The organism is Variovorax glucosi (assembly GCF_051216695.1).
Lineage (GTDB): Bacteria > Pseudomonadota > Gammaproteobacteria > Burkholderiales > Burkholderiaceae_C > Variovorax.
The window spans coordinates 744,425-766,091 of sequence record NZ_JBPJZE010000003.1 but is presented as its reverse complement, the minus strand read 5'-3'; the positions used below and the strand labels follow the sequence as shown (position 1 = coordinate 766,091).

General features: G+C 64.9%; 24 protein-coding genes. 7 read left to right on the top strand and 17 right to left on the bottom strand.

Going from position 1 to position 21,667, the window contains the following annotated elements; all coding sequences use genetic code 11:
* The 9 genes from ACSFA3_RS18315 to ACSFA3_RS18275 form a co-directional block, all read right to left on the bottom strand.
* Window positions 1-135: GTP-binding protein (locus ACSFA3_RS18315; protein WP_435506900.1), on the bottom strand; the 135-nt coding region annotated here is incomplete at its 3' end.
* Between the two features lie 140 nt (window positions 136-275).
* Window positions 276-2,375, bottom strand: a complete 2,100-nt coding sequence (gene fusA, locus ACSFA3_RS18310) for an elongation factor G (RefSeq protein ID WP_435506899.1) — start codon at window positions 2,373-2,375, stop codon at window positions 276-278.
* A gap of 83 nt (window positions 2,376-2,458) precedes the next feature.
* Window positions 2,459-2,932, bottom strand: coding sequence for a 30S ribosomal protein S7 (gene rpsG, locus ACSFA3_RS18305; protein WP_435448181.1), 474 nt, complete (start codon window positions 2,930-2,932; stop codon window positions 2,459-2,461).
* Window positions 2,933-3,080: 148 nt separating this feature from the next.
* Window positions 3,081-3,458 (bottom strand): 30S ribosomal protein S12, encoded by a 378-nt coding sequence (gene rpsL, locus ACSFA3_RS18300; RefSeq protein ID WP_435506898.1) that lies wholly within the window; start codon window positions 3,456-3,458, stop codon window positions 3,081-3,083.
* Window positions 3,459-3,586: 128 nt separating this feature from the next.
* On the bottom strand, window positions 3,587-4,756 hold the full coding sequence (locus tag ACSFA3_RS18295) for a D-alanyl-D-alanine carboxypeptidase family protein (protein WP_435506897.1): 1,170 nt from the start codon (window positions 4,754-4,756) through the stop codon (window positions 3,587-3,589).
* A 31-nt stretch (window positions 4,757-4,787) separates the two neighbouring features.
* A complete protein-coding gene (locus ACSFA3_RS18290; protein ID WP_435506896.1) occupies window positions 4,788-5,420 on the bottom strand; it encodes an alpha/beta hydrolase in 633 nt (210 codons plus the stop codon).
* A 19-nt stretch (window positions 5,421-5,439) separates the two neighbouring features.
* Complete coding sequence (locus tag ACSFA3_RS18285; RefSeq protein WP_435506895.1) at window positions 5,440-5,805, bottom strand: (2Fe-2S) ferredoxin domain-containing protein; 366 nt, start codon at window positions 5,803-5,805, stop codon at window positions 5,440-5,442.
* Window positions 5,806-5,814: 9 nt separating this feature from the next.
* Window positions 5,815-6,927, bottom strand: coding sequence for a VanZ family protein (locus ACSFA3_RS18280; protein WP_435506894.1), 1,113 nt, complete (start codon window positions 6,925-6,927; stop codon window positions 5,815-5,817).
* A 2-nt stretch (window positions 6,928-6,929) separates the two neighbouring features.
* Entirely contained in the window at window positions 6,930-7,358 is a 429-nt protein-coding gene (locus ACSFA3_RS18275; protein ID WP_435506893.1) for a CopD family protein, read from the bottom strand.
* A 258-nt stretch (window positions 7,359-7,616) separates the two neighbouring features.
* Here ACSFA3_RS18275 and hemB point away from each other — a divergent pair, with 258 nt between their 5' ends.
* The 4 genes from hemB to ACSFA3_RS18255 are packed head-to-tail and all read left to right on the top strand — an operon-like array spanning window position 7,617 to window position 11,434.
* Entirely contained in the window at window positions 7,617-8,636 is a 1,020-nt protein-coding gene (gene hemB, locus ACSFA3_RS18270; RefSeq protein WP_435506892.1) for a porphobilinogen synthase, read from the top strand.
* 26 nt (window positions 8,637-8,662) lie between these two features.
* The gene (locus ACSFA3_RS18265) at window positions 8,663-9,811 is read left to right on the top strand and encodes a magnesium transporter CorA family protein (protein WP_435506891.1); all 1,149 of its coding nucleotides are present in this window, start codon (window positions 8,663-8,665) and stop codon (window positions 9,809-9,811) included.
* A gap of 21 nt (window positions 9,812-9,832) precedes the next feature.
* On the top strand, window positions 9,833-10,735 hold the full coding sequence (locus ACSFA3_RS18260; RefSeq protein WP_435506890.1) for a LysR family transcriptional regulator: 903 nt from the start codon (window positions 9,833-9,835) through the stop codon (window positions 10,733-10,735).
* Between the two features lie 30 nt (window positions 10,736-10,765).
* Window positions 10,766-11,434 (top strand): FMN-binding negative transcriptional regulator, encoded by a 669-nt coding sequence (locus tag ACSFA3_RS18255; protein ID WP_435506889.1) that lies wholly within the window; start codon window positions 10,766-10,768, stop codon window positions 11,432-11,434.
* An 86-nt stretch (window positions 11,435-11,520) separates the two neighbouring features.
* Here ACSFA3_RS18255 and ACSFA3_RS18250 read toward each other — a convergent pair whose 3' ends face one another.
* The 3 genes from ACSFA3_RS18250 to ACSFA3_RS18240 all read right to left on the bottom strand — a co-directional run bounded on the left by ACSFA3_RS18250 (window position 11,521) and on the right by ACSFA3_RS18240 (window position 13,332).
* On the bottom strand, window positions 11,521-11,841 hold the full coding sequence (locus ACSFA3_RS18250; protein WP_435506888.1) for an alpha/beta hydrolase: 321 nt from the start codon (window positions 11,839-11,841) through the stop codon (window positions 11,521-11,523).
* A 165-nt stretch (window positions 11,842-12,006) separates the two neighbouring features.
* Entirely contained in the window at window positions 12,007-12,690 is a 684-nt protein-coding gene (locus ACSFA3_RS18245; protein ID WP_435506887.1) for a dienelactone hydrolase family protein, read from the bottom strand.
* Window positions 12,691-12,735: 45 nt separating this feature from the next.
* Entirely contained in the window at window positions 12,736-13,332 is a 597-nt protein-coding gene (locus ACSFA3_RS18240; protein WP_435506886.1) for a 2-hydroxychromene-2-carboxylate isomerase, read from the bottom strand.
* 83 nt (window positions 13,333-13,415) lie between these two features.
* On the opposite strand from ACSFA3_RS18240, the gene ACSFA3_RS18235 reads away from it, so the two are divergent.
* Complete coding sequence (locus tag ACSFA3_RS18235) at window positions 13,416-14,153, top strand: SDR family oxidoreductase (protein WP_435506885.1); 738 nt, start codon at window positions 13,416-13,418, stop codon at window positions 14,151-14,153.
* A 20-nt stretch (window positions 14,154-14,173) separates the two neighbouring features.
* A complete protein-coding gene (locus tag ACSFA3_RS18230; protein ID WP_435506936.1) occupies window positions 14,174-14,818 on the top strand; it encodes a MarC family protein in 645 nt (214 codons plus the stop codon).
* A 14-nt stretch (window positions 14,819-14,832) separates the two neighbouring features.
* Here ACSFA3_RS18230 and ACSFA3_RS18225 read toward each other — a convergent pair whose 3' ends face one another.
* The 5 genes from ACSFA3_RS18225 to ACSFA3_RS18205 all read right to left on the bottom strand — a co-directional run bounded on the left by ACSFA3_RS18225 (window position 14,833) and on the right by ACSFA3_RS18205 (window position 20,031).
* Window positions 14,833-15,486 (bottom strand): ABC-type transport auxiliary lipoprotein family protein, encoded by a 654-nt coding sequence (locus tag ACSFA3_RS18225; protein ID WP_435506884.1) that lies wholly within the window; start codon window positions 15,484-15,486, stop codon window positions 14,833-14,835.
* A gap of 8 nt (window positions 15,487-15,494) precedes the next feature.
* Window positions 15,495-16,487, bottom strand: coding sequence for an MlaD family protein (locus ACSFA3_RS18220; RefSeq protein ID WP_435506883.1), 993 nt, complete (start codon window positions 16,485-16,487; stop codon window positions 15,495-15,497).
* Window positions 16,488-16,491: 4 nt separating this feature from the next.
* Entirely contained in the window at window positions 16,492-17,268 is a 777-nt protein-coding gene (locus ACSFA3_RS18215) for an ABC transporter ATP-binding protein (RefSeq protein ID WP_435506882.1), read from the bottom strand.
* A gap of 17 nt (window positions 17,269-17,285) precedes the next feature.
* The gene (locus ACSFA3_RS18210; RefSeq protein ID WP_435506881.1) at window positions 17,286-18,443 is read right to left on the bottom strand and encodes an MlaE family ABC transporter permease; all 1,158 of its coding nucleotides are present in this window, start codon (window positions 18,441-18,443) and stop codon (window positions 17,286-17,288) included.
* A gap of 571 nt (window positions 18,444-19,014) precedes the next feature.
* Window positions 19,015-20,031: a LysR family transcriptional regulator gene (locus ACSFA3_RS18205; protein ID WP_435506880.1), complete on the bottom strand. Its 1,017-nt coding sequence runs from the start codon at window positions 20,029-20,031 to the stop codon at window positions 19,015-19,017.
* A gap of 103 nt (window positions 20,032-20,134) precedes the next feature.
* On the opposite strand from ACSFA3_RS18205, the gene ACSFA3_RS18200 reads away from it, so the two are divergent.
* Window positions 20,135-21,664: a CoA-acylating methylmalonate-semialdehyde dehydrogenase gene (locus ACSFA3_RS18200; RefSeq protein WP_435506879.1), complete on the top strand. Its 1,530-nt coding sequence runs from the start codon at window positions 20,135-20,137 to the stop codon at window positions 21,662-21,664.
* The last annotated feature ends 3 nt before the right edge of the window (window positions 21,665-21,667 follow it).

The following is a 21,667-nucleotide window of genomic DNA, read 5'->3' as shown; positions in this document are numbered from 1 at the left end:
CTTGGCTTCGCCGCCGAACTTGGCCGACAGCACCGTTGCGATCGCAGCGGTCAGCGTGGTCTTGCCATGGTCGACGTGACCGATCGTGCCCACGTTCACGTGGGGCTTGGTGCGGGTGAATTTACCTTTTGCCATTTTTCAATCCTTGAAAGAGCATGTCCGTGTGTTGGTTTTATGTCTGCACCCGATTGCTGAATCGCCCCGCACGGAAACAGGACGGCACCGGATCGCAGACAAGTCGGGCCGCGCACAGCGCAGGCCCCACATTCTTGAAATTACTTTGCGCGCGAGGCGACGATGGCTTCTGCGACGTTGCGAGGAGCTTCGCTGTAATGCTTGAACTCCATCGTGTACGTTGCACGACCTTGCGACATCGAACGCAACGTGGTCGAGTAACCGAACATTTCCGACAGCGGCACTTCGGCCTTGATGGCCTTGCCGCCACCCATCATGTCTTCCATGCCCTGGACCATGCCGCGACGTGAAGACAGGTCGCCCATCACGTTACCGGCGTAGTCTTCAGGCGTCTCGACTTCCACGGCCATCATGGGTTCCAGGATGACCGGGCTGGCCTTGCGGCAACCTTCCTTGAAACCGAAGATGGCAGCCATCTTGAACGCCATTTCGTTCGAGTCCACGTCGTGGTACGAACCGAAATGCAGCGTCACCTTGACGTCGACCACCGGATAACCGGCGAGCACGCCCTGGCCCAGTGCTTCGATCACGCCCTTTTCGACCGCAGGGATGTATTCGCGAGGAACCACACCGCCCTTGATCGCGTCGACGAACTCGAAGCCCTTGCCCGACTCCTGCGGCTCGATCTTCAGGATCACGTGACCGTACTGGCCCTTGCCGCCCGACTGGCGAACGAACTTGCCTTCGGCATCTTCGACCGTCTTTCGGATGGTTTCGCGGTAAGCGACCTGCGGCTTGCCAACGTTGGCTTCGACGCCGAACTCGCGCTTCATGCGGTCAACGATGATTTCCAGATGCAGTTCGCCCATGCCGGCGATGATGGTCTGGCCCGACTCTTCGTCGGTCTTGACGCGGAACGACGGGTCTTCCTGTGCCAGGCGCTGGAGGGCGATGCCCATCTTTTCCTGGTCGACCTTGGTCTTCGGCTCGACGGCCTGCGAGATCACGGATTCCGGGAATACCATGCGCTCGAGCGTCAGGATCGAAGCCGGATCACACAGGGTTTCGCCCGTGGTCACTTCCTTCAGGCCGATACAGGCGGCGATGTCGCCAGCGCGAATTTCGCTGACTTCGACGCGGTTGTTGGCGTGCATCTGCACGATCCGGCCGATACGCTCTTTCTTGCCGCGCACCGGGTTGTAGACGCTGTCGCCCTTGCTCAGCACGCCGGAATAGACGCGCACGAAGGTCAACTGGCCGACGAACGGGTCGGTCATGAGCTTGAATGCGAGGGCGGAGAACTTCTCGTCGTCGTCGGCGCGGCGCGTCGTCGGGACTTCGTCTTCATCCATGCCCTTGACCGGCGGAATGTCGGTCGGTGCGGGCATGTACTCGACGACGGCGTCGAGCATGGCTTGCACGCCCTTGTTTTTGAACGCGGAGCCACAGAGCATCGGCTGGATTTCGCCGGCGATCGTACGCTGACGAATGGCAGCCTTGATCTCGAGCTCGGTCAGCGCTTCGCCTTCGAGGTACTTGTTCATCAGCTCTTCGCTGGCTTCGGCAGCCGCTTCGACGAGCTTTTCGTGATACTCGGCACACACGTCGGCCAGATCGGCCGGGATGTCCTTGTAGGTGAAGGTCACACCCTTGTCTTCGTCCCAGTAGATCGCCTTCATCTTCACGAGGTCGACGATGCCCTGGAAACGGTCTTCGGCACCGATCGGGATCTGGATCACGACCGGGTTGGCCTTCAGGCGGTCGACCATCATCTGGCGAACGCGCAGGAAGTCGGCGCCGGTACGGTCCATCTTGTTGACGAACGCGAGACGCGGAACCTTGTACTTGTTGGCCTGACGCCAGACGGTTTCGGACTGGGGCTGGACGCCGCCGACCGCGTCGTACACCATCACGGCGCCGTCGAGCACGCGCATCGAGCGCTCGACTTCAATCGTGAAGTCCACGTGACCGGGGGTGTCGATGATGTTGATGCGGTGTTCGTCGAACGTACCGGCCATGCCCTTCCAGAAACAGGTCGTGGCAGCGGACGTGATCGTGATGCCGCGTTCCTGTTCCTGCTCCATCCAGTCCATGGTCGCGGCGCCGTCGTGCACTTCGCCGATCTTGTGGTTCACACCGGTATAGAACAGGATGCGCTCGGTCGTCGTGGTCTTGCCGGCATCGATGTGCGCGGAAATACCGATGTTGCGATAGCGCTCGATGGGGGTCTTGCGTGCCATGAAAATTTACTCCGTTAACGGCTGAAAGCCCGCCCGCCACACGGCGGGTCGGGCTTCCAGCCTGTCTGATTGAAAGGACGTTTTTAGAAGCGGAAGTGGCTGAATGCCTTGTTGGCTTCTGCCATGCGGTGCACTTCGTCACGCTTCTTCATGGCGCCGCCACGACCTTCGGTGGCTTCCATGAGTTCGTTGGCCAGACGCAGGGCCATCGACTTCTCGCCGCGCTTGCGAGCGGCTTCCTTGATCCAGCGCATCGACAGCGCCAGGCGACGGACCGGGCGCACTTCGACAGGCACCTGGTAGTTCGCGCCACCGACGCGGCGCGACTTCACTTCGACCATCGGCTTCACATTGTTGATGGCCATGGTGAAGGCTTCGACCGGGTCCTTGCCCGGGTTCTTCTTCTCGATCTGGTCGAGCGCACCGTAGATGATGCGTTCGGCGATCGCCTTCTTGCCGCCTTCCATGATCACGTTCATGAATTTGGACAGCTCGACATTGCCGAACTTCGGGTCCGGCAGGATTTCACGTTTGGGGACTTCGCGACGACGTGGCATGTTACTAACCTCTTTGCTTCAGTTGGCGCCGTTTCCGGTGCCGCGAGAGCCAACAAGAACTCTCACTTACTCGACCCAAAATCGGGTCACTTCGTCCGACGCGCCCGCCAAGGCACTTCGAACACCGCTGAATGAAATACAGAAGGAATTAAGCCTTCTTGGGGCGCTTCGCGCCGTACTTGGAACGTGACTGCTTGCGGTCTTTCACGCCTTGCAAGTCGAGCGAACCGCGCACGATGTGGTAGCGAACACCTGGCAGGTCCTTGACACGACCGCCGCGAACCAGCACGACGCTGTGTTCCTGCAGGTTGTGGCCTTCGCCGCCGATGTAGGAGATGACTTCGAAGCCGTTGGTCAGGCGAACCTTGGCAACTTTACGAAGCGCCGAATTCGGCTTCTTTGGGGTCGTGGTGTAGACCCGGGTGCAGACACCGCGACGCTGCGGCGAGTTCTGCATGGCAGGGCTTTTCGAATTGATCGTTTCGACCGTTCGACCCTGACGCACCAGTTGATTGATGGTTGGCATGAATGAATGAATCCCAAAACATCCCGATCGTGACCCTCGCCGTGACACGAGGAACCGGGAAATGACAAAAACGTGAAACCCTTCGGTTTTTTCCGAAAAGCCCGCGAGTATAGCAGCGTCTGCGCCGCCTACTTGATCCAGAGCCGGACGGCGTCCCAGGCGCGGCCCAGGATGCCGGCCTGTTCGACTGCTTCGAGCGCGACCAGCTGCACCTCGGTGACCGGCTCGTCGCCCAGCATCACCTTCAGCGTACCGACCGGCTGGTTCTTGGCGAACGGTGCCACCAGCGGCTCCGGACGTGCGATCTGCGTCTTGATCCTGGTGGCGGAACCAGCGGGCACCGCGACGATGATGGCCTCGGTGCGGCCCAGCTTCAGCGTGTCCGACTTCCCCTTCCAGACCGCAGGCGTCGCTGCCGGCTGGTTGGCCTCGAACAGCCGCACTGCGTCATAAGCCGTGTAGCCCCAGTTGATCAGTTTCTGCGATTCGGTGGCACGTGCGTTTTCGCTGGACGCGCCGAGCACGATCGTCAGCAGGCGACGCCCGCCGCTGATGTTGGGGAAATCGCGTTTGGCGGTGACGACCATGCAGTAGCCGGCGGCCTCGGTGTGGCCTGTCTTCAGGCCGTCGACGGTCGGGTCGCGGAACAGCAGCAGATTGCGGTTGGTGTCGTTGGTCGACGGCGTGCCCGGGTAGCGGTACTTCTTGATCGCGTAGTAATGCATGTACTCCGGGAAATCGCGCATCAGGCGTGTCGCGACGATGCTCAGGTCGCGGGCGGTCGTGGTGTGACCGGGCGCGGTGAGACCTTCGGCATTCTTGTAGCTGGTGCCGTTCATGCCGAGCGCCTTGGCCTGCGTGTTCATGAGTTCGACGAAATGCTCGATCGTGCCGCCGACGCCTTCGGCCAGCACGTTGGTCGCGTCGTTGCCCGACTGGACGATCATTCCCTTGATCAGGTCGTCGACCGGCACCTGCATCTTCGGGTCGACGAACATGCGCGAACCCGGCATCTTCCAGGCGCGGATGCTGACCGGCAGCGTCTGCGTGAGCGTCAGCTTCTTGGCCTTGAGCGCGTCGAAGACCAGATAGGCCGACATCAGCTTGGTCAGCGAAGCCTGCTCGACCGGGCTGTCGATGTCCTTCTGCGCCAGCATCTGGTTGGCAGTGACGTCGAGCAGCAGATAGCTGCGCGCCGCGATCTCTGGCGGCACCGGCACCTGCGCGGCGGCGAACATGCAGAACGATGTGGCGGCAGCCGCCATCAGCGCACGGAGCGCAACGGAGAAACGATTCATTGGGGGAGGAAAAGCTGGAAAGACCGAAAAACTAGCCTGCGCGAAGATGGCGGGCGACGAGATGCTTGAGCAACGGCAATTGTCCGTGAAAGAAATGGCCTCCCCCGGGAACGACTGTGACAGGGAGTGACTGCGGCCTCGCCCAATCCATGACGGCCGAAAGGGCCACCGTGTCGTCCGCTTCGCCGTGCACGACGAGCGCGCGCTCGCCCGAGCCTTCCGGCAGCGGAGGAGGAAGCACCCGGGCGACGCTCGCGCCGATCAGCGCGATGTTCGACACCTCGCGTTCGGTCCACAGCGTCTGCAGTGCGTTGATCGCCACGAAAGCGCCGAACGAAAACCCTGCAACGGCCAGCGCACCGGCAGGCGCGACCTGCGCGACGACCGCCCGGTAGTCGTCGGTTTCGCCACGGCCTTCGTCGTGCACGCCCTGGCTCGCACCGACGCCGCGAAAGTTGAAGCGCACGGCCGTCCAGCCGCTGGAAATGAAGGCGCGCGCAAGCGTCTGCACGACCTTGTTGTCCATCGTGCCGCCGAACAGCGGATGCGGATGTGCGATGACGGCCACGCCGCGCGGTGTCGTCCCTTCGGCGGGACGGTCTCGCTGCGCTTCGATGGCGCCGGCTGCGCCTTCGAGAATCAGTTTTTCGGTCTGGGAATTCATGGTTTGACGACGCGTGTGCTCAGCGACCGACGTCCGGCGGCAGCACCAGCCGCTCGACGACCTGGCCGTTCTGCAGGTGCGACTCGACGATCTCGTCGATGTCCGACTTGTCGACGAAGGTGTACCAGACGCCTTCCGGGTACACCACCGCCACCGGACCGCCGGCGCAGCGGTCCAGGCAGCCGGCCTTGTTGACGCGGACCTTGCCGACGCCCGAAAGTCCGAGTTCCTTGACACGCGACTTGCAGCGATCGAAACCAGCCTGAGCATCGTGGAGAGCGCAGGAATCTTCGCCGCCCTTCCGCTCGTTGAGGCAGAAGAAGATGTGGCGTTCGTAGTAGCTTGCGTCGCCGACAGCGTCAGCGGGTGTGTTTTGACTGGGCATCGGACGATTCTAGGTTTGGCCGGAGCGCCCCGACACCCGTGTCAGGACGTAGCCCATGGTCGCAAAGGGCCAGAGCCAGCCGAGCCATTGGGCGAGGCCGTGGAAGCGGATGAAGCGGCCCTGTTCCCAGTTCGCCAGCGTCTGCGCGAAATACGCGCTCTCCGGCGCCTGGTTGAGCAGGCTCAGATGCACCATCAGCGCCATCAGCAGCAATGCCGCGCAAAGCCGCCGCCGCGCACCGAGCAACAGCACGCCGACGATCAGCGCGCCCGCAATGCCGAACTGCACCGGCATGCTGAGCCAGGCCCACGCATGCTCCGGGCCGTAGCTCAGCGCCGCCGACAACGCGCTGGCCGCAATGCCGGCAGCCAGCGTCAACGCGAGCAGCACCGCGCGCTGCGTCACCGAGCGCGCGACGGTGAAAGCCAGCAGGCACGGTACGAGCGCGCCAAGCAACACGCAGAGCATTTCGACGCCCGGCACCAGAGGCTCGAGTTCGAATTCGCGCAGCGGCAGCCATTCGAGGAAGGGCGTATCGACGAGCCATTCGGCGATGGCGGTTTCGAGACGCTCGAAAACCTGCCCCAGCCCGAACGTCACGGCCGCCGGAAACAGCAGCGCGATCGGCCAGAGCGCCAGCAGCACCAGACCGCCGCGCGCATCGTCGACGAACCACTTCTCGCGGACGCGCGTCCAGCGCGCGACTGCGCCGAGACGCTCCAGCGCGGCAGCCAGCACAGCGCCGAGGAGAGCACCCGATGCGTTCAGCCCCAGGTCGACATTCGATGGAATCCGCACCGGCAAATAGCTCTGCAGCGTTTCCATCGCAAAAGAAATCGCGCCGCCTATGAGCGTCGCGCGCCATACGGCCTGCCAGACGCCTGCCTCGGGCCGGGTGCGCAGCACCGCCAGCGCGGCCAGAAAACCCAGCGGTACGTAACCGGCGACGTTGACGCCGAAGTCGAAACCGGTCCAGTACTTGGGCCATGCCGCCGTCAGGTAGGCCCACGGCGCAATACCCTGGTCGCGCCAGTCGGCGAACGGATAGAGGCTCGCGTAGAAAATCAGCGCCGCGTAGGCCAGCGTCAGCGGCAGCGCGGCCGATTTATGGCGCGCCGCCACGTTCAGAACGGCTTGACGACAACCAGTATCACGATCGCCAGAAGCAAGACGACCGGCACTTCGTTGAACCACCGGTAGAAGACGTGGCTGCGCCGGTTGGTGCCGGCAACGAAGCGCCGCAGCAGCACGCCGCAGCCGTGGTGATAGCCGATGGCAAGCACGACCAGCGCCAGCTTGGCATGCATCCAGCCGTTGCCGGGACCACGCCCGATGCCGCAACCCATCCACAGCCAGGCGCCCAGCAGCACCGCCGGCACCGCCAGGATCGTGGTGAAGCGCAGAAGCTTGCGCGCCATCAGCAGCAGACGCGCCCGTTCGGCGTTGGAGTTCGCCGGCACCTGCGCCAGGTTGACGAAGATGCGCGGTAGATAGAAGAGGCCGGCGAACCAGCTGGCGATGAAGACGATGTGAAGCGATTTGATCCAGAGCATGGCCGGCAGTGTAGTGACGGCAAGCCCCGATATCTCACAGGCAAAAAAAAGCCCGACGAATGCACGTCGGGCTGGGAAGCCTTCTTGCTGTCACACATCGAGGCACCCGCTCAGGGAGGAAAAGCGGGGAACGGCAAGCCGTCCGAAAGAGAATTTAACAAAGCGCCAAGAACGTATCAAGCGCTTTGTAAGGGTTTATTGACACTTTCGCGACCCCTCGGAAATCGTCCGGAAGGCGCATCGGACACAATTTGCGCCATGACTGTCCATGCCAACTTCCATGCACCCTTCCCCGCCGGCCGTCCTCGTCGCCTGCGCCGCGACGCTTTCACGCGCAACCTGGTTCGAGAAAACGCCCTCACCGCGCACGACCTGATCTATCCGGTCTTCGTGCAGGAAGGCGAGCGCCGTCGCGATGCGGTTTCGTCGATGCCTGGCGTCGACCGCCTGAGCCTGGATATGTTGCTGCCGCTGGCCGAGGAATGCGTGGCGCTGGGCATTCCGGTGATGGCGTTGTTCCCGGTGGTCGATGCGAGCCTCAAGACACCGGACGGCGACGAGGCATTCAACCCGGAGGGCCTGATCCCGCGCGTGGTCGCCGCACTGAAGTCGCGTTTTCCGGAGCTGGGCATCATGACCGACGTCGCACTCGACCCCTACACCAGCCACGGCCAGGACGGCCTCTTGGACGACTCCGGCTACATCCTGAACGACGCCACCGTCGAGGTACTTGTGAAGCAGGCACTCACACAGTCGGAAGCCGGCGTCGACATCGTCGCGCCGAGCGACATGATGGACGGCCGCATCGGCGCGATCCGCGACGCGCTCGAGGCCAACGGCGACATCCACACGCGGATCATGGCGTACAGCGCCAAGTACGCGAGCGCCTTCTACGGCCCGTTCCGCGACGCCGTCGGCTCGGCCGCCAACCTCGGCAAGAGCAACAAGAAGGTCTACCAGATGGACGCCGGCAACAGCGACGAGGCTTTGCGCGAAGTGGCGATCGACATCGCCGAAGGCGCCGACATGGTGATGGTCAAGCCCGGCATGCCCTATCTGGACATCGTCCGCCGCGTGAAGGACGAGTTCCGCGTTCCGACTTTCGCCTACCAGGTGAGTGGCGAGTACGCGATGCTGAAGGCGGCGGCGCAGAACGGCTGGCTCGACCACGATGCGGTGATGCTGGAAAGCCTGCTCGCCTTCAAACGCGCCGGCGCCGATGGCGTGCTGACGTATTTCGCGATCGATGCAGCGCGTGCGCTGCGCGACCAGCGTTGATTTAATCAGAGAGCCGCCCGCCTTCCATGCGCCTTTTCGAGATTACCGGCTCGCACGTCGATGAACACGACGCGCTGGCGCCGCTTGCGCTGCCCGGCGCCTGCCGCGACGGCTATCTGTGGCTGTCGCTCACGCGGGAGGAGTTTCGCGCCGAACTCGCCACCGTCCAGGCCATCCTTCAATCGCTCAGCGGCGCGACGCTGGTCGACCTGCATGTGAGCGATCTGCTGAACGACCAGTTGCCGTCGCACTACGACTACACCTCGTTGTACGACGTTCTGGTGTTTCGACGGCTTTCGGCCAGCGCGGTTGCTGCAACGGCTGCGACCGCCGGCTCCGATCCGCCGCCGACGCTGCGCACCGGCCCGCCGGTGCTGCGGCGAGTCGACACGCGCCCGGTCGGCTTCGCGGTTTTCGATCGGGTGCTGCTTTCCGTGCATCCGGAAGACGGCGCCGCGCGCGATGTCTATGCGCAGAAACTGCTCGCGGCGGCAGCGTCGACGCGCAATGGCGCCGCAGCGCCGGCACTCGACATCCGCGCCGTGAGCGCCCGCGTGCCGACCGGTCCGGCCGACCTGATGCTGCGCGTCGTCAACCAGATCGTCGACGGCTATCTCGACCTGCGACGCGAACTCACGCGCCAGCTCGATCACTGGCAGGCCGAGCTGATCGATCCGCGCAGCCGCTTCACCAACTGGAGCGCGCTCATGGAAGCGCGCCATGCGCTGCACCATCTCGACGAGATCTGCGAAGACCAGCGCGCCGCCGTACAGGACTGGATCGACGCCGTCGAAACGCTGCCGCCGCCCGAAACGCCTGCCGACGCCCGCGAGCGAGAACTCACGCTGGTCCGCAGCCGCGACGTGCTGGAACACATCGAACGCGTCGTGCATCACGTGCGCCGGCTGGAGCAGAACGCCGAAACCGCCGTGCAAATGCATTTCAGCGTCCAGAGTCACCGCACCAACGACATCATGCGGGTGCTGACCGTGCTCACGGCCATCTTCCTGCCGCTCAACCTCATCGCCGGCATCTTCGGCATGAACTTCGAATTCATTCCGCTGGTGCACAAGGCCGACGGTTTCTGGATCGCGATGGGCTCGATGGGCTTCACCGCGCTTGCGCTGATCCTGGTCTTCTGGCGCAAGCGCTATCTCGCGCGCACCACGCGCTAGCCGACGCCTTGGACGACGCGGATGGACACCCTCGACCTGCTCAAGACCTTCCGCGACGTCGCAGAGCAAGGCAGCTTTTCGCGCGCGGCGACGCGGCTCGGCATGTCGAAGGCCACCGTCAGCAAATATGTCGCCGAATTGGAGAAGCGCCTCGGCGTGCGTCTGCTGAACCGGTCGACGCGCTCGGTGAGCATGACCGATGCCGGCGCGCTGCTGCTCAAGCGCAGCGTGCCGGTGATGGAAATGATGGCGCTGACCCGCGCCGAGATCCAGGAGCACGCGAGCCGGCCGACCGGGCGGCTGCGGATTTCGGCACCGCACGGGATGGGCCAGGGCAACCTGCCGACCTTGCTGGCCCGGTTCCTCGGGCATTACCCGGAAGTCGGCATCAGCCTGCAACTGACCAACCGGGTCGTCGACCTGGCCGAAGAGGCGATTGACGTGGCGCTGCGCTACGGCCCGATCGTCGACGACAACCTCATCGTGCGGCGACTGAAGCAGATCCACCTGGTCGTACTGGCTTCGCCCGTGTATTGGCGCAAGCACGGCACGCCGACGCATCCCGCCGACCTGGCGCAGCACGACGCGCTCACGCATTCGCGGCTCGGACCGCATCCGCACTGGCGCTTCGAATCTGAAGGCCAGCCGATCGACGTACCGCTCAGGAGCCGCATGGATTCCACCGAGTCGGCACCACTGATCGAGGTCGCGCTGCAGGGATTCGGCGTGATCTACCTGTCTTCCATGCTGACGCAGTCGTACATCGACTCGGGCGAGCTCGTGCCGGTGCTGCAGAGTTACGCGCGAAGCGACGTGTGGCTTTCGGCCGCCTATCTGCAGCGGCGCCACAACAGCGCTGCCCTGCGCGCACTGCTGGATTTCCTTGAAACCCGCCTCGGCGACAAACCTCGCGCGAAGCGCTGAACCCTGCCTGCCCGGCAAAGAAAGACCGCCATGTACGTTCCTCCCTGGTTCGCGGAAACCCGTCCGGAGGTGCTGCATGCGCTCATCACCGGTCATCCGCTCGGCACGCTGGTGACGCACGGGCCGGGCGGGCTGGATGCCAACCACGTTCCGTTCGAATTCGAGCCCGGTTTCGGCAGCGGTGGCAGGCTGATCGGCCATGTGGCGAGGGCGAACCCGGTCTGGAGCGAGGAGAAAGACAGCGCCGCAGGAAAGCGCGATGTGCTCGTCATCTTCCAGGGCCCTCAGGCCTACCTTTCGCCGAACTGGTACCCGAGCAAGCACGAGACGCACCGGCAGGTGCCGACCTGGAACTACCAGGTCGTGCATGTGCACGGCGAGCTGGTCTTCCACGACGACGAGAAGTACGTGCGCGGCGTGGTCGCGCGCCTGACCCGCACGCACGAGCGCCAGACCGGCGACGCCAAACCGTGGCGCATGACCGATTCGGCGCCCGACTACATCGACGGCATGCTGAAGAACATCGTCGGCATCGAGATCGTCGTCACGAAGATCGTCGGCAAGTTCAAGCTGAGCCAGAACCGCGAAGCGCGCGACAAGACCCATGCGGCGCAGCAACTGATCGACCGTGGCCAGGCGGTCGGCCGGTCGATGCTGGACATCGACAAGGGACTTGAAGAAGACAAGTCGGGCGCCTGACGTGGAAAAGCCGTGCAACGCTTGCGCGTTGCACGGCTCAAGTCAGCTGGAAGCGAACAGACCCGGGATCGGGCCTGACGTCTGGCTTACAGCGACGACGGAGCGCGGCTGTTGACGTACGACGAAGCTTGCACGGTCTGGTTCTTGGCATGGGCGGCAGCAATGGCCTGCTCGCGAACCGAAGCACGATCGACCGTCGATGTGCGCGAAGGCTGCATCGATGCGGTCGCGCCTTCGCGGTACGGGTCGCTGCTGCGGGCAGCGGTGTATGCACCGGAGCTCACTTCGGCACGGGAAACCTGGCTGGTGCCCGGGAAGTTGGGGATGTTGTCATACACATCGGCATGTGCGCCGGCAACTGCAAGCAGGGAGAAGGCAGCGGCGGCGAGGATCTTGGAGGCGGTCATCTTGATTTTCCTTGGGGTTGTCAGGCTTGCGGTGTTTGCCTGCCTGTGAACGAATTTTGAACTCGATCACCCCCTGGAAACGCCTCCGAAAGGAACCACGGCGTTCACGAATCGCGAACAATCCGCGGACCCTCATTCGCTGGTTCGCCCCTGCCGCAAACAGTGTCAGCCGAGATGTTCGGCGAAGAAAGCCAGCGTGCGTTCCTTGGCGGTGGCCGCCGCCTCGGCGTTGTACGAGCCGCGCTGATCGCAGTTGAAGCCGTGGCCCGTGGGATAGACATGCACGGTCACGTCCGGATGCGCTGCCTTGAAGGCCTCGATGCTGTCGAGCGGAATCCAGTGGTCCTGGTTGCCGAACTGGGCCAGAACCGGCACCTTCGGTTGGCGCGCGATTTCGTCGGGCATCGTCATGCCGCCGCCGTAGTAAGGCGCTGCGGCCGCGATGCCTGTCACGTCCGACGCCGCACGCCAAGTCAGCAGGCCGCCCCAGCAATAGCCGACGATGCCGACCTTGCCGCCGCGCGCGGCGTAGTCGACGGCAGCCTGAACGTCCTGCATCACGCCGGGTGCCGGCAGCGCCTCGACATCGGTCTTTAGGGCGAAGCCGGCCTGCATGTCGGCATCGGTGTAGCCGAGTTCGACGCCCGGCTTCACGCGATGGAAGGTTGCCGGTGCGACGGCCAGATAGCCCGCTGCCGCATAGCCGTCCGCCACCGAGCGCATGTGCGAATTGACGCCGAAGATTTCCTGCAGGACGACGACGGCGCCCTTCGGCTGGCCGGCGGGCTCGGCCACGTAGGCCGGGAAGGTGAAACCGTCTTTGGCGGTGAGATCGATGAATTGACCCATGGTCATGCTCCTTGTGGTTGGTGAAATCAGTGTTCTGTCGACGGGTCAGCGCCGCAGTGCGCGCTCGACGAAATCGAGCCGGTCCTGGCCCCAGAAAATCTCGCCGTCGATGACGTAGCTCGGTGCCCCGAAGACGCCGGCGTCGATGGCTTCCTTCGTGTCGGCTTCATAGCGCTCCTGCACCGCCTGGCTGTGCGACTGTTCGAAACGCTTTGCCGGCAGACCGCTTTCTGCGACCAGCGCCTCCAGCACGGCCGGATCGGCGATGTTGCGCTCGTGCACCCACACCGCGGCGAAGACAGCGGCGCAGAGACGCATCGCGGCATCGGCGCCGTCGTGCATGTCGACCGCGATGATGAGCCGGGCGGCATCGTCCGAAGACACCGGGAAGAACTTCGGCTTCGGGTTCAGCTCGACGTCGAGTTGCTCCGAAAAACGCGTCATCTCGACCAGCCGGTAGGCCTGCCGCTGCGGCGCCCGCTTGCCGAGCGGCAGGCCGCCCGACACCGGAAACACCGCGCCGAAATCGATCGGCCGCACGCGCACCGTGGCGCCCGCAGCCTTGAGCAGCGCTGAAAAGCGCGCGTGACCGAGGTAGGTCCACGGGCTTTGTGGCGTGAAGTAGTAATCGACTTGCGTCATGGCGGGTCCTCGATGATGTAATCCGGGGACGTTTTTTAACTGACGCGCAGCTTTTGTGCAGGAGGCGGGCTTTGAACCAGCAAGTGCTTTTGATCACCGGCGGCAGCCGCGGCATCGGCGCCGCGACCGCCCTCCTCGCCGCGCAACGCGGTCATGCGGTGGCGGTGAACTACACCAGCAACTCGCTGGCGGCCGACGAGGTGGTGCGCGCCATCCGCGCGGCCGGCGGCACGGCGATCGCCGTCCAGGCCGATGTCGGCGACGAATCGCAGGTGATGGCGATGTTCGAAAAGATCGACGCAAAGCTCGGCCGGCTCACCGCGCTGGTCAACAACGCGGGCGTGGTCGACGTGAAGGCGCGGGTCGACGAAATGAGTGTCGAGCGGCTCACGCGCATGTTCCGCATCAACATCGTCGGCAGCTTCGTCTGTGCGCGCGAAGCGGTGCGGCGGATGAGCACCAAGCACGGCGGCACCGGCGGTGCCATCATCAACGTCTCCAGCGTCGCGGCGCGGGTCGGCGGGCCGGGCGAATATGTCGACTACGCAGCCAGCAAGGGCGCGATCGACAGCTTCACGCTCGGACTGGCCAAGGAAGTCGCCGACGAGGGCATCCGCGTGAATGCGGTGCGACCGGGCCTGATCGACACCGACATCCACGCTTCCGGCGGCCAGCCCGAACGCGCCCACCGGCTGGCGCCGGTTGTTCCGATGCGGCGGATCGGCAGGCCCGAGGAGATCGCCACGGCCATCGTCTGGCTGATCTCGGCCGAAGCCAGCTACACCACCGGCGCACTGCTCGACGTCTCCGGAGGCCGCTGATGGCGATCACGGTGCCGTCGATGGACCTGATCAAGCCGCTGATCACGCTGCTGGCGATCGTCAATCCGCTGGCGATCGTGCCGTTCTTCATCCACTACACGCAGGGCTACAGCGACCGCCAGCGCCAACGCACGGCCTGGGTCGCTGCGTTCAGCGCGTTCGTCGTGATCGGCGTGAGTGCGCTGCTGGGTCTGCAATTGCTCGGCTTCTTCGGCATCACCATCGCAAGTTTTCAGGTCGGCGGCGGATTGCTGCTGCTGATGAGCTCGCTCAACATGCTGAACGCGCAGCCGGCCGAAGCCAAGACCAGCAAGGAAGAGATCCGCGCGACCGAGATCAAGGCCTCGCTCGGCGCGTCGATCGCGGTCGTGCCGCTGACGATTCCGCTGCTCACCGGGCCGGCCACGATGTCGACGGTGGTGATCTATGCCGAGAAGACGCAGAACTTCTGGCAGTTGCTGGTACTGGTGGGCTACGGCGTCGTGATCGGCATCGCGACCGGCGTGGCGTTCTCGCTCGCCGAGCCGATCGCGCGGGTGCTGGGCAAGACCGGCATCAACGTGATGACGCGGCTGATGGGTCTGATCCTGGCTGCGCTGGCTGTGGAAGTGATGGCCGACGGGCTGGGGAAGCTGTTTCCGGCGCTGGGGCGCGTGGTCGGCTGAACATCTGCTGCACTTCAGCGCGGCGCAGCATCGACCCAGGCCACGATCTCCGCAATCGCCGCATCGCTGGCCGCAGCCAGTGCCTTGACGCCGCCTGCCGCATCCGCGCTCGGCGCCGGGCGCTGGGCCATGAAAATGCGCTGCGCGATCACGCGGTCGCCGCCTGCCGTGCCCTGCACCAGCGTCGCACGCAGGCGCACGAGCCCGGTGCTGGAGGTCGGCGTAGCGAAGTAGTGCGTGAATTCGTCGAGCGAAATACGCAGCGTGTTCGGGCGGTTGCCTTGCGCACGCGCCAGCGTCGCGCTTTCCTCGGTGCCCAGCACCGTCCGATTCGCCGAAAGCGCGCTTCGCAGGCGCTGCTGGACCAGCTGCGTCGGGGCGACGCTCCAGCGCGCCTGGCCATACGGGCGCAGCTCGTTGGCGTCGGCATAACCGAGGCGATACAGAACCTGGGTGCCTTCGAGGCGAGCCGACGATTCGACTTCCGCCAGCGCCAGTGTCGGCAGCGAATTCGCAGCGCCGGGAGCGACTGCGGTAGCCGGTGCGACCAGCCCCGGACCGAAGTCGTACAGCGTCGAACGCGCCGGCTTCTCGGGCAAGGCGCCGCAGCCGGCGAGCAGCGCCAGCACGCAGGTCAACGCGACGGACGAACGAATGCGATGTGTCATTGGAGTCTTCATGGCTGAGTCGATGTGGCCGCTGCGGCAGGTGTCGAAAACCCGGCTTCGCCGGGCCCTGCCGGCGTGCCGCCGTTGCCGAACAGCAGCGATTGCGGGTTGTCGTTGATGCCGTCGGCCGCGCGGCCGAGCCGGCGCACGGCGCGCGACGTGTCTTCCGCCACGCGATTCAGGCGCGGCAACGTCGCGTTGTTGAACGACTCGACCGCCTGGCCGAGCGCCTGCGTGCCGTCGCCCAGACGGTCGATCGGCCCGCCGCTCGCATTCAGCCGGCTGACGGTGGTGTTGAGGTTGTTCGACACGCGCGAAACATCGCTCGCCGCCGTCTTCAGCGCGCCCATCGTGTCGCGCGTGCGGTCGACCAGCGGCGGCAGTGCGGCCAGCGCCGGGTTGAGGCCGCTCCTGACGGTCGTGTCGAGCTGCTTCGTGAGCTGGTTGGCGCTGGCCGCGGCCTGCGCGATGTTCTCCAATGCGTCGGCGATGCGCTTCTGGTTCGCGTCGCCCATCAGCGTGTTGGCGCGCGCGGTCACCTGCTCGACCTGCTTGAGGATCGCGTCGCCGCGGTCCTGCAGCGTCGACAGCATCGACGGCCGCAGCGGAATCTGTGGCGGATTCGCCTCGTCGGGCACCAGAGAGACCTGCGATTCGCCCTTGTCGTCCAGCGCGATGAAGGCCAGCCCGGTCACGCCCTGGTAGCTCAGCGTGGCGAAGCTCGACGTGGTGAGCGGCACCTTGCGGTCGACCATGATCCGCACGCGCACGTTGCCCTTGGTCTTTGGGTCGAAGTCGATCGACGACACCTTGCCGACCGCGATGCCGCGATAGCGCACCATCGCCTGCGGCTGCAGTCCGCTGACGGCATCGCGCGTGGAAAGTTCATAGGTGTTGCGCACCGTGTTGTCGCGCGTGAACCAGACCACCAGCGCGACCAGCACGGCGATCAGTCCGAGCACGAAGGCGCCGGCTGCGAGGGCGTGGGCCTTGTTTTCCATGGCGTTACCTTTTCTCTTCCAGGGCTTCGAGCGCGCGTCGGCCGCGCCCACCGCCGAAGTATTCGTGAATGAACGGATGGTCGAAGGCGATCACTTCGCGCGGCAGGCCCGCGACGATCACCTTCCGGTCGGCCAGCACGGCGATGCGGGTGCTCAGGTCGAACAGCGTGTCGAGGTCGTGCGTGACCATGACCACCGTGAGTTCCAGCTCGCGGTGCAGGCCGCGCAGCAGATTACAGAATTCGTCGGCGCTTTCGGGGTCGAGCCCGGCGGTCGGCTCGTCGAGCAGCAGCAGCGGCGGGTCCATGATGAGCGCGCGCGCCAGCGCCACGCGCTTGATCATCCCGCCCGACAGCGCCGAAGGGCTCTTGTTCGCATGCTCCGGCCCGAGCCCGACCATCTGCAGCTTGACCAGCGCCGCATCACGGATCAGCGCATCGGGCAGCAGCTTGAGTTCGCGGAGCGGAAAGGCGATGTTCTCCAGCACGCTGAAAGCCGAGAACAGCGCGCCGCGCTGGAACAGCATGCCGACCTTGGCTGCACCGGTCGCACCGAGTTGCCCCGGCCGCTGGCCGAGCACGCTGACTTCACCGCGTGAGGGATGTTCGAGCCCCAGGATCTGCCGCAGCAGCACCGTCTTGCCGGTGCCGGAGCCGCCGACCAGCGACAGCACCTCGCCGCGCCGGATGTCGAGATCGAGATCGCGATGCACGACCTGATCGCCGTCGGGCGATGTGAAGATCGTCCAGAGCTTGCGGATCTCGACGATGGGCGCGCCCATTGGGAATGCGTGCGCCATCATGCGAACCCCACCCCGCGGAACAGCAGCGCGAACAGCGCATCGATCAGGATCACGACGGTGATCGAAGTCACCACGGAGGACGTCGTGCCGCGCCCGAGGCTCTCGGTGTTGGGCTTGACCTTCATGCCGAAGTAGCAGGCGACCAGCGCGATCATCACGCCGAACACCGCCGACTTGCCGAGCGCCAGCCACAGGTTGCCGATCGGCACCGCGCGCGGCAGTGCGTGCAGGAAATAAGACGGCGATATGCCCAGCGACAGGTCGGCCGCGATCATCCCGCCGAACAGCGCCGCCATCGAGGTCCACATGCTGATCAGCGGCATTGCGATGGCCAGCGCCAGCACCCGCGGCATCACCAGCCGGTAGCCATGATGAATACCCATCACGCGCATCGCATCGAGCTCTTCGGTCACGCGCATGACGCCGATCTGCGCCGTGATTGCCGAGCCCGAACGCCCGGCGATCAGCACCGCCGCCAGCACCGGCCCGAGTTCGCGCACCAGCGACAACCCGAGGATATTGACGATGAAGGTCTCGGCGCCATAGTTGCGCAGCTGATTCGACGTGAGGTACGCCAGCACGATGCCGATCAGCAATCCGACCAGCGCGGTGATCGGCATCGCGGTCGCGCCGAACTGGTACAGCTGGCCCGAAAAATCGCGCCACGGACCGCGATGCGGCGCCCGGATCAGCGTGCCGATGTCGATGGCGAGCTGGCCGATCAGCCGCGTGAAATCTCGCGCGACCATGAGCGCACGCGGGCCGTTGTGGGCAAAGTTGCGAAGGCGCTCGCGCAGCGTGGGCGGTGGGTCTTTCGGCAGGCTGCAGGTGTACTGCGCGACCTGGTCGAGCACGGCTTTGTGTTGCGCGTCCATGTCGAGCTGCGCAGGCCAGGCCTGTCCCCAATGGTTCCATAGAAGTTGGGCGCCGATATGGTCGAGCTGCTCGATCGGCCGGAGGTCCCAGCGCATCGCGCCGGACGCCGGCAGTTGCGCAAGGCTGTCGGAAAGCGCGCTCCAGGTGGCACGCGACGCAATCGCCAATGCTGTCCAGCGACCGCCGGCCTCCACCCGCTCGCCGTCTCCGTCGGTGCGCATTTCGACGCGGGGAGACGCGGACAACAAGGCGTCGTTGGTCGACGAGTCAGGCGGCATGCGTGTAGGAACACTCTGGTTAGGACGAATTTCGCATGGTACCCGCCATGTTCCGGCTGGTACTTTCAGAAATAACCCAAGCAGGCGCAGGCAATCCAGTCGACAAAATTCAGCCCCCCCCCCGGCCTCTTCAATCCAACCTGCCTTGCCATGTCACTCATCTCTGCAACCAAAACGCCTTCTTCTGTATCGGCGGCACCGCCACCTGATACCAAAGGCCTTCCCAACGTTCAGCAGATGCTCCAAGGATTCAGACGTCTCGGTCCGGCCGAGCCCCAGGGGAAACCTCATCCACCCGGTGCGCATGGCAACAGGCTTCCTCAAGGCAGATTTGGACCCTCCTCGTTTCCTGCTGCGCAAGGTCTTGCCATGGGTAACAAGCCGAGGCCGCCGCTGCATGGCGGTCAATTGGCTGTGTCCGCCCGGCAACACCCCGCGCAGCCATCCCCCCAGGTCCGATTGCAGGCAGCCGGGAACGGGTTCGTGAGAGACGTAAGGGCCGGCGGCTTCAATCTCCTCAGGTTTCCGCTCGTATCCGCCGCCAAGCTAGCCTTCAAATTCGTCACCCGCCTCATTCAACCGTCGAAGGCCTGACCAAGAAATCGCGCTGCGCGTTGGTGGCAACCGCAAAGCCGCCCTGCAGCGCCTCGCGCAGCCAGCCCACGAAGACCGCGATGGCGCGCGGCACGTGCGTGGCATACGGACGGATCGCGTACATCTGCGTGCCGAACGCGCCGACCGGCTGCCACTGCGGCAGCACCTCGACCAGCACGCCGCTTTGCAGCGCCTCCTGCGCGCTGAAGTCGGGCATCAGCGCGATGCCGAGGCCGGTGATCGCGGCATCGCGCAACGCCTCGCTGTTGTTGGCCGCGAACGGACCCGAGACAGGTACCGTGACGCGCGGCGCGACCGGCCCCGCATCGACATTGCCAGCAGCCATACCTGCAGGTCGCAGCGGCTCGAAGTGCCATGCCGGCGTGTCGCGCGCACGCGGGTAGTGGAGGCAGTCGTGCCCGGCGAGGTCGGCCGGCGCGACAGGAACACCGCGTCGGCTCAGATAGTCGGGGGTCGCGACCAGTACCGAGCGCGTCTGGCAGAGCGTCCACGCGACGTGCGTGTCGGGCGGCGCGGCGGTGTGGCGGATCGCGAGATCGAATCCTTCCATCGCCAGCGAACTCAGTCGGTCCGAGAGATCGAGTTCAAGCCGCACTTCCGGATACGCCCGCAGAAAATCGACCAGCCTCGGCACCAGCTGCTGCCGAGCGAATGCGACCGGCGCCGTCACGCGCAGCACGCCGCGCGGCACGTCTGCCAGATCGCGCACGCCAGCGAAGCTGTGCGCGATCTGCTCGAACGGCCCCCGCATGTCATCGACCATCCGTTGCCCGGCATCGGTCAGCCGCACGCTGCGTGTGGTCCGCTGCACCAGTGGCACGCCGGCCGCGCGTTCGAGCTCGGCGATGCGCTGGCTCATCGACGCCTTGCTCACTCCCAGCCGCCGAGCCGCCGCCGTGTAGCTGCCCTGCTGCGCCAGCACGGTGAGCGCATGCAGATGTGTCCAGAGCGACTCGATATTTTGCGATTCCATCTTTTCATTGTTCACCATGGCGAACAATCAGTTCAGGTTTCATGTCTTGGCGCAGTGGGGCGCGGTGCCTAGACTGGCGGGCTCCAATCCACATCGGGACACCATGCCAACAACCGCGCCAGCCACCTCCCCCTCGATCGACCATTTCATCAACGGCGTCAAGGTCGCCAACACCTCTGGCCGCACCCAGAACGTGACCAACCCGTCGAGCGGTCGCATCACCGGCCAGGCCGGCCTGGCCGACGTGGACCAGATCGGCGCCGCCGTCGCCGCTGCGAAGGCCGCCTTCCCGAAATGGGCAGACACGCCACCGATCCGCCGCGCCCGCGTGATGTTCAAGTTTCTGGAGCTGCTCAACCTGCACAAGGACGCGCTGGCGCATCTCATCACCGCAGAACACGGCAAGGTCTTCACCGATGCGCAGGGCGAGGTTTCGCGCGGCATCGACATCGTCGAGTTCGCCTGCGGCATTCCTCAGCTGCTGAAGGGCGACTTCACCGATCAGGTCAGCACCGGCATCGACAACTGGACGCTGCGCCAGCCGCTCGGCGTCGTCGCGGGCATCACGCCGTTCAACTTCCCGGTCATGGTGCCGATGTGGATGTTCCCGGTTGCCATCGCCGCCGGCAACACCTTCATCCTCAAGCCAAGCCCGACCGACCCGAGCGCCTCGCTGATGATGGCCGACCTGCTGAAGCAGGCGGGTTTGCCGGACGGCGTCTTCAACGTCGTGCAGGGCGACAAGGTCGCGGTCGATGCGCTGCTCGACCATCCGGACGTCAAGGCGGTGAGCTTTGTCGGCTCGACGCCGATCGCCAATTACATCTACGAAACCGGCGCCCGCAACGGCAAGCGCGTGCAGGCGCTCGGCGGCGCCAAGAACCATATGGTCGTAATGCCCGACGCAGACATCGATCAGGCGGTCGATGCGCTGATCGGCGCCGGCTACGGCTCGGCCGGCGAGCGCTGCATGGCGATCTCGATCGCGGTGCTGGTCGGCGACGTGGCCGACCGCCTGCTGCCGAAGCTTGTCGAGCGCACCAGGGCGCTGAAGGTGCTTGACGGCGAAAACCTCGACGCCGAGATGGGCCCGATCGTCACGCGCGTCGCGCACGAACGCATCACCGGCTACATCGAGATCGGCGAGAAGGAAGGCGCGACGCTGCTGGTCGATGGCCGCGGTTTCGACGCCTCGAAGGCCGGCGCCGATACCGGCGAAGGTTTCTGGATGGGCGGCACGCTGTTCGACCACGTCACGCCCGACATGCGCATCTACAAGGAAGAGATCTTCGGCCCGGTGCTCGGCTGCGTTCGAGTGGACGACTTGGCCGCCGCAGTCGACCTGATCAACGACCACGAATTCGGCAACGGCGTGAGTTGCTTCACCCGCGACGGCAACGTGGCGCGCGAATTTTCGCGGCGCATCCAGGTCGGCATGGTCGGCATCAACGTGCCGATTCCGGTGCCGATGGCCTGGCACGGTTTCGGCGGCTGGAAGCGCTCGCTTTTCGGCGACATGCATGCCTACGGCGAGGAAGGCGTGCGCTTCTACACCAAGCAGAAATCGATCATGCAGCGCTGGCCGGAGAGCATCGGCAAGGGCGCCGAGTTCGTGATGCCGACGGCGAAGTAAGCG